The sequence below is a fragment of the Croceicoccus sediminis genome, from assembly GCF_007570835.1.
Classification (GTDB): Bacteria; Pseudomonadota; Alphaproteobacteria; order Sphingomonadales; family Sphingomonadaceae; genus Croceicoccus; species Croceicoccus sediminis.
Genome location: NZ_SUNC01000002.1, coordinates 520680 through 533432 on the forward strand (window position 1 = coordinate 520680; position 12753 = coordinate 533432).

The window sequence follows — 12753 nt, forward strand, 5'->3', positions numbered from 1 at the left end:
TTTGCGCGATAGATGCTATTTTCGGCCAGAGCCTATCAGTCGGCAGCGGCTGGAACGAGGGCGATCACGCGCAGCGGACTGCCCGAACCGCCTTTGATCTTCAGCGGCGATGCGACGATGACCGAACCACGGATCGGCAATTGATCGAGGTTCGTCAGGCACTGCAAGCCATACCGACCGGCTCCGTGCAGGATCGAGTGCGCCGGCAAAGGCTCGTCGAACAGCGAGGCCTGACCCGCATCGGTGCCGACCGTCTCCACCGCCAGGCCCACGCAATCGCGCTCGTTCACCAGGAAGCGCATCGCATCGGCGTCGGGACCGGGCGAATGGGCCCCGTCGTCCTTGAGGTTGAGATAGGACAGCGTTCCGACCCGCCGGGACCAGTTCGAGCGGAGCGCGATCCAGTGCCGCGGTTCGATCCGGCCGTTCTTCGCCTCCCAGTCTTCGAGGAAGGCGCGGGTGACGATAAAGTCCTCGTCCGCTGCGGCTTCGTCGGAAATGTCGATAACGATGGCGGGATGGATGAAGTCTTCGGGCGGAATGGCATCGACCGTGCCGTTCGCGATATCGCGTCCGGTGATCCAGTGTGCGGGCGCATCGAAATGCGTGCCGGTATGCTCGTTCATGGAAATGTTGTTCCAGTACCAAGCCGGGCCGTTGCCGTCGTAACGAGAGACGGTTTCCATCCGGAACGGTTCGCACTGGCCGAATTCGGACGGCAGGACGATGACGGGAAAATCGCTCGACAGGATATTGGTCAGGTCGACGACGCGGATGTCGCCGCTGGCCAGCTGCGCGACCATTTCGGCGAGCGCACCGCGATCCGCTTTGGGTTTTTCTATGGTGGCGGTCACAGGTTCTTCTCCCTTGCATAGAGGGCCGGGTCTTCGAGCCAGCGGTCCATCGCGTCCTGCGCGATGTCGCCGACGCAAGTTTGCTCGCGGCCCTGTGTCAGTGCGTCGACGATGGCGCCGGCAATGCGGCGCGGTGCGACTTTGGGTGGTGGCACCGACTGGAAATGTTCATCCTCGACCGGGCCGGTAAAGACCGACATGACGCGCACCCCGGCCCCGCGCATTTCGTGGCGGAAAGACTGCAGCAGCGCCAATCGGGCCGCTTCTGCCGCGGCAAATCCTGCGTGGCTTGCAGAACCGGACAGCGCATCGCTTGAGATCAGGTCGACGAAGGCACCATGACTGCGCCCGGCCAGCATCGGCCCGGCAGCCTGCGCCAGACGGGACAGGCCCATGGCGGAAATGTCGAAGGCGCGGCGTTGCTCCACAAGGTTGCCATGGGCGCTCACCCCACCGCTGCGGACGTGGCGGGCGGTGTTGATGACGATGTCGAGCGGCCCGCCCACTTTGCTGAGCGCTTCCGAAACGCTGGTCTGGTCTGAAATATCCAGCGGCATCTGCTGCACGCCGTCGAGAGACAGTATCTGCGCTCCGTCGCCCAGCGGGCGATCGGGCGGTGCCATTCCGGCGACGACCAGCGCCGCGCCGGCATCGTGCATCGCCTTGACGACGGCCAGCCCGATCGCGCTTCGCGCATCGCTGACCAGCACGGTCTTGCCCTTGATGGGCACCACGAATTCGCGCAATTGCGGGTCGGTCATGTCGATATCTCCTGACGTGTGCAGGGGCAGGGCGAAGAGGGCGGCGTTCCCGCCCCGATCCAGCATGCAGCGGATGACGGCACGGTCGTCCGGCCGCAGCGAGCGGTGCAGGTGAACCAGCGCGACCGGCCCTGCGTCGAGCGCGACCTTGCCCATCTTCCACGGCAAGTGATCGCGAAAATAGAGATCGGTCGAAACGCGCACCGTCGTCTCGCACAGGACTTGCGCGCCGTTGGGCTGGTCCTGCCAGTCGAGCGTTCCCCAGCATTGGGGGCAGGCCTCGCGCGGCGGATAAGTTGCCGTGCCGCAATCGGCACAGACCTGCAGCGCGAAACGCCCCTGCGCCGCCCGCGCGGACATGGCATGCATGGACCGGCTGCGCAGGCCCGGCGGAAGGTGGCGCGCCTTTTTGCGCAGCACCGGATCGCGGGTTTCCTTCGGTGGGCGCGCGTTCATGACATCGCCTTCAGCGCGGCCGCACCCGTGCAGACGCCCCGGTCGTAATTGACGAGGCCGAAGCCCGAGACGAGCGCGATGTTTGCACCCGGCACCTGATCGCCCAGCGGCTGGCGCAGGATTTGTCGCAGCCCTTCGGTCACGTTCTGAAAACCACCTGCCGCGCCCGCCTGACCGGCGGAAAGCTGGCCGCCATTGGTGTTAAGCGGGAGGTTGCCCGAAATCGTGAAATCGGTCTGGCGAATGACTTTGCCGACCAGTCCCTTGGGGCAGAAGCCCAGGTCCTCGATCTGCATCGCGACGATGACCGGGTAGTCGTCATAGACCTGCAGGCAATCGACGTCGCCGGGCGTGATTCCGGCGGATTCCCAGAAGCCGTCGATGTCCATTTCCCACCCCCCGCGCAGCTGCACGGGATCGTCTGGGAAGGCGTTGTGGCGTTCTATCGTGGCCAGAACGCTTGCCGCCTTCAGCCCGCGCCGTTCGGCGATTTCGGGCGTCGTCACGATGAACGCTTCCGCCCCGGCACAGGGCATGACGCAGTCGAACAGGTGGATCGGGTCCGCGATCGGCCTTGCGCCCAGGTAGTCGTCCATGGTCAGGGGCTTGCGCTGAAGGGCCATCGGGTTCGAGGCGGCATTGGCGCGCTGCGCGATGCACAGCTTGCCGAAGTCCTCTCGCGTCACGTCGTACGCGCGCATGTAGGCATCGGTGATCAGCGCGAAAGTCGCATTGGGGCCGCCGAAGCCATAGGGATAGACGGCGTCCTGCGAAAAGCGTGAGAAATTGGCGAGGCCGTGGCGGAAGCTATCGATCGCGTTGGTATCGGCGGCAAGGCAGACGACGAGGTCCGCGTCACCGCATTGTACGGCACGGGCGGCCCGGCGCAGGGCCATTACGCCGCTGGCGCCGCCGGTCGGCAGGTGATCCATCCATCGCGGCGTCAACCCGAGGTGCTGGACCATGCCGACGACGGTGTCCGGCCCGGCGGTAAAGCTGGCAAAGCAGAAGCCGTCGACATCGGCCGGGGTCAGCCCCACGCTGTCCCGCAACTGGCGAAGCGCCGCTCCGGCCCACCAGTGCGCCGTTTCGTTGGAAAAGCGCACATAGGGCACCGTTACCGGCGCGCAGACCGCCACACCGTCATAAGAGGCCTGACGACGGCTCATCCGCTGCGTTTCTTGAAAGCGCGCGTATCGTGCATCGATCCGTCGGACATTTCGCGGGCGACGACGTCTTTCAGGGCCGCGCGCAGGATCTTCTCGGTCGGGGTGCGGGGCAGCTGATCGACGAAACCAATCCAGCCGGGCACCTTGTAATAGGCCATTTCCGCCAGCGACCAGCGGGCGATTTCCTGCGCCGCATCGCCATTCGCCGTGTCCGGGTCGGTCACGATCAGGGCTGCGACCTCGTCGCCCCGGATGGCATCGGGCGTGGCGGCGACGGCCACTTCGCGGATCAGCGGATGCTTCGACAGGATCGTTTCCACTTCGACCGCGGCGATGTTTTCGCCCGAACGGCGGATGACGTTCTTCTTGCGGTCGACGAAGTGGAGATCGCCGTCGGCGTCTTGCGACACGATGTCGCCGGTGTGGAACCAGCCCCCTGCCCACGCCTCTGCGGTGGCTTCGGGGTTCTTGAGGTATTCGCGGAAGAAGCCATAGCGCGGATTGCCGCCGGTGCGCCGGACCAGCAGTTCGCCGGGCGTGTCGCCGTCCACTGCGTTCCCGTTATCATCGACGATCCTGATCTCTATCGCGTCGGTCGGACGGCCGAAACAATGGGTGCCGATCTTGCGCGGTTCGCGGCTTGCACTGATCACGCCGCCACTGCCGGTTTCCGTCATCGCCCACGCCTCGATCAGGGGAAAGCCGTAACGATCTTCGAAGGCGGCATGCAACTCGGAAGGAACGCCCGCGCCAAATCCGAAGCGAACGTCGTGATCGCGGTCTGCGGGGGAGGCGGGCGCTTTCATCAGGATGGCCGGCATCACGCCCAGGTAATGCAGGCAGGTGGCCTTGCTGCGGCGAACCGAGTCCCACCACGTCGACGGGTGGAACCGGTCGAGAACGATCAGGCATCCGCCCACTGTGATCATCGCCATGAGCGAGACGGCCAGCGCGTTCATGTGGAACATCGGCAAGGGCGTGAGCATCCGCTCCGTGCCCGGACGCAGCGATACCAGTCCGCCGACATCGCGGTACCAGTCGCCCGAATGAAGGAAATATTCGTTCGTCAGCACACACCCCTTGGGCTTGCCCGTCGTGCCGGAGGTATAGAGCAAGGCCGCTTCGCGCTGTCTTGTCTCGTCATCGGCGTCTTTCGGTTGCTTGGGCAAGGGGGCGGGGGATTGTGACGGCGAAAGCACCTGGAGGTGGCTGCCTGCCGATTTTCCCGCTTCGGCAATATCGTCGATCCTGTCGGAAACGACGAAGGCCGCATCCATCTCGGAATGATCGATAAGATATTCGAGTTCGCTGCGCCGCAAATCGGGATTGATCGGGACGATGGACCCGCCAAGCGCATTCACCGCGAGGAAAATTTCGACGAATTCGGGGCGATTGTGCAGCAGGACGCCGACCCGCGTGGCAGCGCCGAAGTCCGCGCCTTCCAGCGTTTCCTTGCGCGCCAGAACGCGGGCCATCATGTCCCGGTATGTAATCTCACCCGCCGTAATCCCGTAGACGTCGGCGGTTTCCGGCAGGATGTTGAGGAACGGTCCGTCAGGCCAGGTTTCCGTCGTCTTGCGGAAACGGTCGAATACGGTCTGGTCGCTCATGAAAGGGCTTCACGGATTATATGCATGTGCAGATGTTTATATATATAGCATTGCAAGTCAATCGCCGTATTGCGCCCTGCACACCGCGCTAGTCGGCGGCGCGGCGCATCTTTTCGAGGTTTCCGATCATCTTCAGCAGCGCCTTGTGCGTCACGGCCCGCTCCGCCTCGTCCATGCCCTCGCACAGCGTTTCGAAATAGCCGACCATGGCAGGCCAACCCTGTTCCAGCCGCTCTTTCCCGGCGGGCAGAAGCACGATTTCACGGCGGCGCTGGTCGTGGTCGGGGATCCTGCGTTCGACCAGGCCCTGGTCCACCATCGCGTCGATCGCCCGGCTGGTGGAGGACTGCTCCATGAAGGTGCGTGCCGCGATCTCGTTGATGGTCAGCCCGTCTTCGATATGCAGGATGGAAAGCGCGCGCAGGCTGACGAGATTGGCCCCGCTTTGCGCCAGCAACCGGTTCTGGACCGGCTGCCCCAGATTGGCGAGCCGGTTCACGAGGTAGGGCAGGTTGGTTTCAAGCTCTTCCTGAGAGGCGGGAAGGGATATGGGGGCGGTCATCTGTCTGATACCTCTTGGTCCGCTTCGATACGGGCCCTCAATTCGGCCAGCTGCTGGCAAATATCCGAAAGTTGCGTTTCGGCAATACCGCCCAGCCATTTGCCGAGCATGGTATCGTGATGCGCCTTCGCGGCCTGAAACGCCTGTCGGCCATGGGGCGTCAGGCAGACCAGCACGGCCCTTCGGTCATCCGGCGCGGACATGCGCGCAAGAAGGTTTTCGTCGGCCATGCGGCGCACCAGACCGCTGACGTTTCCGCCGGTCACTTTCAGCCTTCGTGACAGCTCGCCCTGGGTCAACCCTTCGGGATTGGCATCGAGCTGGGCCAGCACGTCGTACTTGGCCAGCGAGATGCCGGAGTGTCCGATCATCGCGCGGTTCAACCGCGTGAACAGCACGCCATAAAGGTCGAGCACGGCGTTCCACGTACGGCTCTGCTGGCTGCGCGGTGAAGGAAAGGAAGACTGCAAGACCGGTTTCTCATCAGGGTCGATCATGGAAGGCACCCGTATAGACATTGCCGTCAGTCGTCATGCCTGTCCGGCAATATCGCCTGCAATCCAGCCTTAGTCAAAGCTGCGGATCGTCCGGATCAGACCATCCAGATCGCCGCCTTCTCCGTCCTTGATCCCCGTCTCCCGCAACCTGCGCGCCCATTGTGCCGCGTCGTCGCGCATGGCGATTTGCCGGATCTCTGCCGTGACCCTGGCGAACTTCGACTGGCCGCGCGCATGGGTGTCGGAATAGCCCTTGATAAGGCGCTGGCACTTGATCACCTCGACGCCGAGTTCGTAGTTTTCGGGGGCCAGTTCGGTGGCCAGCGCAAGCCAGTCGCGTCGGTGTGCGGTTTCCTGCCGGTGCCGCAGGGACGAACGCCGCAACCACCGCATTCCGCCCATGACATACAAGGCGATGAACCATCCGGGCGAGTAGGTGCGCACGCGGCGGCCCTTGCTGATCCGCCGGTCCAGCCAGCCGGACAGGCGCGGATGCCTGCCCAGCCAGTCGGCAAGGCGGGCAGGAAGCAGGCCGGCCACTTCTTCAAGGCGCGGGTGCATATATTCGGTGGTTGCGAAAAGCTGGCCGCCGCGCAGTCCGATTTCCTCACCGATGCGGCCATGCCGGGCACTGCGGGTCTTGAGGTCGGCGACGCGCACGACATCGTCATAGGCCATGGCGTTGGCGATGTATTTGGCGGCCTGTGCGGTCAGTTCGAATCCGTGGGAAGTTCCGCCGGCTGCGAGATCGACGGCGTTTATTGCCTCCACTTCGTCCAGGTATTCCGACCCGTAGGCGGGGTCCTGAAAGTCGACGACTTTGGCAAGGCCTGCGCGTGCTAGCGGCTGGGCCTGTGCGGGAAGCCACGTGTCGATCCGGTGGAACAGGGCCGCCACGTCCAGCGCTCCGCGCCCGCGCGGTCGTGCTTCGGGCAGCCGATGCCCGTCATCTTGCGGCTGGGCACCGGGGGCAAGCGCGCTCGGCGCGATCACCGGCCCGGCGGGGTCTTCGGGAACGGGCTGCGCCGGGCCGGACCTGGCGCGATCAAAAGCTGCGTCGAAGGCCTGGATGCTGGCCGCGACGCCTTTGCCCCCGGCCTTGATGACGTCATGATAGGCTTCGCGGCCAAAGGGCAGGCGGTCTGACGCGGCCAGCGCCCCGAACATCGCGGAAGAGATGACGCTGCCATTGGCCACGGCAAGCGCGTTCATGTCGAAGATGATGCTGTGCTCGGCCGTGACCCCGACCGCTTCGTCGATGGCGCCATTGTCGGCGATGCCTTCGCCCGGCGCGCTCTTTTCCGAAATCGCGAACGTGCGGTGGCTGGATGCGATCAGCGTCGTGCGGTCCGGGGTGACGATACCGCGCAGGATCGAACGCCCTGCCTCTACGAATTCCGAGGCGAGGACGACGTCCACGTCCCCCGGCGTCGGCATCTGCGCCAGGACCGGCCGCCTGCCATCGCGCGGCTGCATCATTTCGACGTAGTAGATCGTTGCACCGGTGCGCTGGGCAACGCCCGGCACCGACGTGGATTGCGCGGCCCAGCCGGCATTCTCCGCCAGCTGGACGATCCAGCCGGTCAGGACGCCGCCGCCCTGTCCGCCCATGGCGACGATGGCGATGGAAATGGGGCGTTCGGTCGCTTCGCCGGCAGCCTCCAGTCGCAGCTTCACGGTTTCATCACGCATCAGGCGAACTCCACCCAAGCGCGGCGCCGGTCGCGGCGGGCCTGCAAGATGCCGATTAGCGCCATGGACGCGCGGTGCTTGAACCGGTCCCACCAGGTGGGATTGTTGATGATGTCGGCGCGGTAGAAAGAAGGGCAAAGAACCGCAGCCTCCGAAACCTCGCCGCAGTTGCCGCAGCCCACGCAGCTATTGTCGATGGCCGCCACGGGATCGTCGCGCAGCGGATCGTCGAGATACTTGACCGACAGCGAGGGACAGCCCGACAGGCGGATGCAGGCATGGTCGCCGGTGCACACGTCTTCGTCCACGCCAAAGCGTTGCTTGACCACGCGCTGGCCGCCCTTGATCGCCTTGGCCTCGATCGGGCGCACGCGGCGCTGTTTGTTGAGCATGCATTCGGAAGAGGCGATGATGATCTTCGGCCCTTCCTCTTTCGTGGTCAGGGCCTCGGTCAGGACCTTCTTCATCTGGCCCACGTCATAAGTGCGATCGACTTCGCGCACCCATGTCGCGCCGATGCCGCGCACGGCCTTGCCGATGGGATTGCCGGTTTTGCGGGTCTTGTTGTCGGCGCGCGAGGAAAGGATGTCCTGCCCGCCCGTCGCCGAGGAATAGAAATTGTCGACGATCACGAAAACGCCGTCGTGCTTGTTGTAGACTGCGTTGCCGACCCCGCTGGTCAACCCGTTGTGCCAGAACCCGCCGTCGCCCATGACGGCGATCGAACGTTTGCCGCCGGGTTTGCTGAACGCCGATGCGGACGCGGCGCCAAGGCCGAACCCCATCGTCGTCGCGCCCAGGTTGAACGGCGGCAGGATCGAGAACAGGTGACAGCCGATGTCGGCAGAGACGTGATGTTCGCCCAAGTCCTGGTTGACCATCTTCATCGCGGCAAAGATCGGACGTTCGGGACAACCCGTGCACAGCCCCGGCGGCCGCGGCGGCACGACGGATCGCAGGTTCTCGACCTCGGGCTGGGCCAGGATCGGCCGCGCATCGGGGCGCGGCGGCCGGTTGCCCAGAGCGTGCGGATCTTCCTGTTCGAAGAACGCCTCGAACCCGCCGAGCAGGGCGTCGACCGAATAGTCCCCGCCCATCGGCAGGACGTCCTTGCCGTGGATGCGCGCGTCGATTCCGGCGCGGCGCAGAACGGTGCTGAGCGCCTGTTCGAGATACTCGGGCTGGCCTTCCTCCACCATCAGGACGGCATCCTTGTCCCGCGCGAAATCTTCCAGCTCGCTGGCGATGACCGGGTAGGTCACGTTCATCACGTAGAGCGGCACCTGCGTATTGCCGTAGGCATCCGACAGGCCGAGATATTGCAGCGCGCGGATGACGTTGTTGTACATCCCGCCCTGCAGGATGATGCCGGTCCTGCCCGCTTCGGGGCCGAGGAATTCGTTGAGCTTGTTGGCCTTGATGAATTCGATCGCGGCAGGAAGGCGCTTGTGAATCTTTTCCTGCTCATGCTCGTAAGCGGCCGGGGGCAGGACGATACGATCCAGATCGCGGCGCGGATTGTTCAACGCGTCGTCGAGCGTGAATTCGGGCCGCACGTTATCCTTGGCGATGAAGCTGCCATGCATGTGGCAGGTGCGCACCCGCACTTCCAGCATGACCGGCGTGTTCGAGGCCTCGGACAGTTCGAAGCCCTTCTCGATCAGGTCGACGATGCGAGTATGGTCGGGCCTGGGGTCGAGTAGCCACATCTGCGACTTCATCGCGAAGGCGTGCGTCCGCTCCTGCATGATGGAGGAGCCTTCGCCGTAGTCCTCCCCGATGATGACCATCGCCCCGCCGGTCACACCGCCCGACGCCAGGTTGGCCAGCGCGTCAGAGGCGACGTTGGTGCCCACGGTGGACTTCCATGCCACGGCCCCGCGAAGCGGATACATGACCGACGCGGAAAGCATCGCCGCGGCCGTCGCTTCGTTGGCCGAGCTCTGGAAGTTGACGCCCAGCTCGCCAAGGATTTCCTGCGCATCGGACAAGACGTCCATGAGGTGCGAAATCGGCGAGCCCTGATAGCCGCCCACGTAGGAAACACCCGACTGCAGCAAACCCTTGGTTATCGCGAGGATGGCTTCGCCCTTGAATTCCTCGCCTTCGCCCAGGCGCAGATGCTCGACTTCCTTGGCAAACGATCTTTCGGCCATCACTCACTCCTAACAATATGCAGCTGCATATATATCGGGGGTGGTGAAGTCAAACCTGCGCTAGTCGGTGTCGAGAACGTACTTTTGCGCGTTCATGGAAAAGCCGGGCATGTAGCGGCGCAGGATTCCCGCTTCGACCTCGGCGCGCTCCTCAACGGTGGTCGCTTTCGCCATTTCGGCATCGACAAGATCGCCGTCGGCGCCGAATTCGCGGATCCCGGCAAGGTCGGCCCACACCAGCCAGAAGGACTTCCCGTCGGGCGCCAGCCAGCCGGGAGCGATCTGCGGCGAATAGGCGCGCGCATTTTCATCACCGCCGGGGGTCCAGGCGGTGTCTTCGTGCACTTGCTTCCAGGGGCCCCAAGGCGTTTGCGAAACGTAGATGCCAAGATAGCTCGGCTTGCCGAATTCGGTCCCGTCGGGCGCATTGCCGATACCGGCAGAGGCCATCACGTATTGTTGCAGCGGTTCGTTCCAGACCACGCTGGGTAGCCACGATTCGACGACCAGATCGCCGGGGAAGAGGTTGGTGTAATTGACCCAGCCCAGGGGGAACCGGTGGATAGGCTGGCGGGCATCGATCGACGCGGACCAGCGAGCATCGCCTTGCGCCGATTGGCCCGCGAAATATTCATAGGCCGATCGGTCGGCGATCCGTTCGGCGGCGACGCGGGCCAGAACCAGTTCGTTCATCTTCCCGTCGACGCTGCCGTTCAGTCCGTAGATATAGACGAACCCGTCACGGTTTTCGCGGTACGCCGGGCCCATTTGGAGGAACGACACCAGCGAGAACGCGCCGCCCGGTTCGTCGAAGAACATCAGGGTGTCGCGGGACTGCTCCTCAAAGCTTTCCCAGCGGACCGGGGACGAGCCATCCGCGTTCTGCCAGCTGCGACCGCCGTCTTTCGAAAGGATCAGTTTCGCACCGGTCCAGTGCCGTGGCCGATCCTCGGCCCGGTCCAGCGTCGAAAGAAACTGGTAGAGCGTGTCGCCGATCGCCAGCACGCTGTGACCGTAATAGCTCGGCGCGTTTTCATCCCGCGTCGTGTGATCGACCACGGGATATCCGTCCAGCTGTTCAAACGACGGCTGGGGCGGACGCCCGTCCATGACCCAGAGCCGGGTGCTGAAGAAAGTCGCGGGCGGCGGTGCCCAGCCGGTCCCGTCGTTGACGACGACGAGCTGCTTGCCATCGGCCAGCTGAGTCATCTTGTAACCGTCACCCAGACCGCCGAGCCGGGTCAGCGAAGCCGCATCCGGGGCCGCAGAAGTCGCAAGCGCGGATTGCGGCGAGGTGGGTTCCAGTGTCGCACAGCCTCCGATGATCGTGGAAGCTGCCAGAGCGCATGCCGCGCTCCCGCTGAGAAAGAAGCGTCTGTGCATGGCTATAGGTCCCGGCTGGAGGAACCACGCGGCGCGGGAGGGGAAGGTCTCGCGCCGCGTGGAACAGGGTAAGGCTTAGAAATCTTCCCCGGACTTCATCTCGACGGTCCCGTCTTCGTTGAATTTCAGAAGCGGGTCCTCGGCCTCGCAGAAATATTCCTGGATCACGTAATCCGGGTTGCGGCGATAACCGTAAGTGAAGGTGTAGGGCTCCAGCAGCCGTTCGGGATCCTCGATCGTGATCTCGTTTTCGAGCAGATTGGGACCGGTCAGGCGAATGCGTTCCGTGATGGTCATGTTGACCGTGTGCGGGATTTCGAAGAACTCGGTGTCTTCCTTCACGCCCCTGGTCTTCACCACGAGAGTGTCGCCATCCCAGTGGCCGGTCGAAAAGCCGTAGAAGTTGGGATTGAGGCTATCGAGCGCGGGCATTTCCTTGTCGAGGTAGATGCGCCGCGTCTGCGTCAGGAATTCGCCCAGGACCGTGACCTGGCCCGGAGTCTGCAGGATTTCGAGCGGGAAGATCGCGCCCATGATCATCGGCATGCCTTCGGGAAGGCACTGCGTGCTGGGATCGACCCGCGGCGTGCCCGCACGCAACAGCGCATCGCGCTCGTCGCGCAGCTTCTTCCATTCGGTCGCATAAGGTTCGCGCAGCTTCGGACCGTCGCCCGGAACGGGGAGTTCGAGAAAAGTATTCTCATCCCCCGCGAACGGATCGGGCCAGATTTCCCAGACGCCGGTGATGTTGGGATGCTGGGCCTGCGCGGCCGGGGTGGTGGCGGTAGCGGGCTGGCTGGACTGTGCGGAAACGGCGGTACAGCCGCCGAACGACACGGCCGTCGCAGCGATGAGAGCACATTTGGTCAGGCGCATATTCTTGGTTCTCCCCACCCGGTGGCCTGCTGCCACCGGGCCTAGTGTCATCTAACGCTGTGAAGGGCTTACCAGCCGCTCAGCGTGCGGCCGTCTGCAACCTTGATGGTCTTGAGCATGCCGCCCGGCTTGCCATTGCGCAGCGGGTAGAATTCGACATCGACCTTGTCGCCTGACTTCAGCGTGTTGTGCTTCCAGCCAGCACGGCTCATCATGTTGACGCTGCTGCATTCGAGCACGTAGCGGGTCGACTTGCCGTTGCGCACGACGTTCACGACGACAAAGGAATGCGGGTTGGTGAACCGGAACTCGGCGACAGTTGCCTGCGATTTCTGCAGGATCTTGGTCTGGTCGAACATGGCAAAGGAATGGTGCGCGACGGCCGGTGCGGCCACCATCGTTCCGGCCACGGATGCCAGGGCGATGTAAGAGGCAATTTTCTTGAACTTGTTCATTGATCCGACTCCGTAAACTTAATCTTGGAAGCGGGCTTCCTCCCTTTCATTCGGGAGGCGGGCCGATGATGGCCGGTTGGCCCGCTTCGTTGATTTGGGTTTACCTGCCAAAAGCCCGGATCCGAAGCCGATACAGGTTGTGAAACGGTTACACGAACGGATATAAGTCTCTGTAATAAAACCACATTAATATCGAAGCGTCGATTGCGACCGACGATACCGAAAAGCCTCTGCAAGCAGAAATTATTCATCTCCCGTGCAGGCCCGGTTGCAAATTTGCGA

Annotated in this window: 11 protein-coding genes; all 11 read right to left on the reverse strand. The window is 63.7% G+C overall.

Annotated features, from left to right (window positions below):
- Positions 1-35: 35 nt before the first annotated feature.
- Positions 36-854 carry a cyclase family protein gene (locus FAX90_RS10575; protein WP_240704849.1) on the reverse strand — a complete coding sequence of 273 codons (819 nt, stop codon included), beginning with the start codon at positions 852-854 and terminating at the stop codon, positions 36-38.
- Positions 851-2071: an SDR family NAD(P)-dependent oxidoreductase gene (locus FAX90_RS10580; protein WP_144097326.1), complete on the reverse strand. Its 1221-nt coding sequence runs from the start codon at positions 2069-2071 to the stop codon at positions 851-853. Before FAX90_RS10580 ends, FAX90_RS10575 begins: the two co-directional genes overlap by 4 nt.
- Positions 2068-3240, reverse strand: coding sequence for a thiolase family protein (locus FAX90_RS10585; RefSeq protein WP_144097327.1), 1173 nt, complete (start codon positions 3238-3240; stop codon positions 2068-2070). Before FAX90_RS10585 ends, FAX90_RS10580 begins: the two co-directional genes overlap by 4 nt.
- The gene (locus FAX90_RS10590) at positions 3237-4850 is read right to left on the reverse strand and encodes an AMP-binding protein (protein WP_144097328.1); all 1614 of its coding nucleotides are present in this window, start codon (positions 4848-4850) and stop codon (positions 3237-3239) included. Before FAX90_RS10590 ends, FAX90_RS10585 begins: the two co-directional genes overlap by 4 nt.
- Before the next feature lie 88 nt (positions 4851-4938).
- Positions 4939-5412, reverse strand: a complete 474-nt coding sequence (locus FAX90_RS10595) for a MarR family winged helix-turn-helix transcriptional regulator (RefSeq protein ID WP_170234937.1) — start codon at positions 5410-5412, stop codon at positions 4939-4941.
- On the reverse strand, positions 5409-5909 hold the full coding sequence (locus FAX90_RS10600; protein WP_170234938.1) for a MarR family winged helix-turn-helix transcriptional regulator: 501 nt from the start codon (positions 5907-5909) through the stop codon (positions 5409-5411). Before FAX90_RS10600 ends, FAX90_RS10595 begins: the two co-directional genes overlap by 4 nt.
- A gap of 69 nt (positions 5910-5978) precedes the next feature.
- On the reverse strand, positions 5979-7601 hold the full coding sequence (locus FAX90_RS10605) for an indolepyruvate oxidoreductase subunit beta family protein (protein ID WP_144097331.1): 1623 nt from the start codon (positions 7599-7601) through the stop codon (positions 5979-5981).
- The gene (locus tag FAX90_RS10610) at positions 7601-9757 is read right to left on the reverse strand and encodes a thiamine pyrophosphate-dependent enzyme (protein WP_144097332.1); all 2157 of its coding nucleotides are present in this window, start codon (positions 9755-9757) and stop codon (positions 7601-7603) included. The genes FAX90_RS10605 and FAX90_RS10610 overlap by 1 nt, the downstream gene beginning before the upstream one ends.
- A gap of 60 nt (positions 9758-9817) precedes the next feature.
- Positions 9818-11140: a DUF4185 domain-containing protein gene (locus tag FAX90_RS10615; RefSeq protein ID WP_205700667.1), complete on the reverse strand. Its 1323-nt coding sequence runs from the start codon at positions 11138-11140 to the stop codon at positions 9818-9820.
- Between the two features lie 75 nt (positions 11141-11215).
- Positions 11216-12016 carry a hypothetical protein gene (locus FAX90_RS10620; protein WP_205700668.1) on the reverse strand — a complete coding sequence of 267 codons (801 nt, stop codon included), beginning with the start codon at positions 12014-12016 and terminating at the stop codon, positions 11216-11218.
- 68 nt (positions 12017-12084) lie between these two features.
- Entirely contained in the window at positions 12085-12471 is a 387-nt protein-coding gene (locus FAX90_RS10625) for a DUF6152 family protein (protein WP_144097333.1), read from the reverse strand.
- Positions 12472-12753: the final 282 nt, after the last annotated feature.

Excerpts from the sequence above, each read along its gene's own strand:
- FAX90_RS10605 (WP_144097331.1), bottom strand. The coding sequence starts at position 7,601 with ATGCGTGATGAAACCGTGAAGCTGCGACTGGAGGCTGCCGGCGAAGCG.
- FAX90_RS10610 (WP_144097332.1), bottom strand. The coding sequence starts at position 9,757 with ATGGCCGAAAGATCGTTTGCCAAGGAAGTCGAGCATCTGCGCCTGGGC.
- FAX90_RS10580 (WP_144097326.1), bottom strand. The coding sequence starts at position 2,071 with ATGAACGCGCGCCCACCGAAGGAAACCCGCGATCCGGTGCTGCGCAAA.
- FAX90_RS10625 (WP_144097333.1), bottom strand. The coding sequence starts at position 12,471 with ATGAACAAGTTCAAGAAAATTGCCTCTTACATCGCCCTGGCATCCGTG.
- FAX90_RS10595 (WP_170234937.1), bottom strand. The coding sequence starts at position 5,412 with ATGACCGCCCCCATATCCCTTCCCGCCTCTCAGGAAGAGCTTGAAACC.
- FAX90_RS10620 (WP_205700668.1), bottom strand. The coding sequence starts at position 12,016 with ATGCGCCTGACCAAATGTGCTCTCATCGCTGCGACGGCCGTGTCGTTC.
- FAX90_RS10590 (WP_144097328.1), bottom strand. The coding sequence starts at position 4,850 with ATGAGCGACCAGACCGTATTCGACCGTTTCCGCAAGACGACGGAAACC.
- FAX90_RS10600 (WP_170234938.1), bottom strand. The coding sequence starts at position 5,909 with ATGATCGACCCTGATGAGAAACCGGTCTTGCAGTCTTCCTTTCCTTCA.
- FAX90_RS10585 (WP_144097327.1), bottom strand. The coding sequence starts at position 3,240 with ATGAGCCGTCGTCAGGCCTCTTATGACGGTGTGGCGGTCTGCGCGCCG.
- FAX90_RS10615 (WP_205700667.1), bottom strand. The coding sequence starts at position 11,140 with ATGCACAGACGCTTCTTTCTCAGCGGGAGCGCGGCATGCGCTCTGGCA.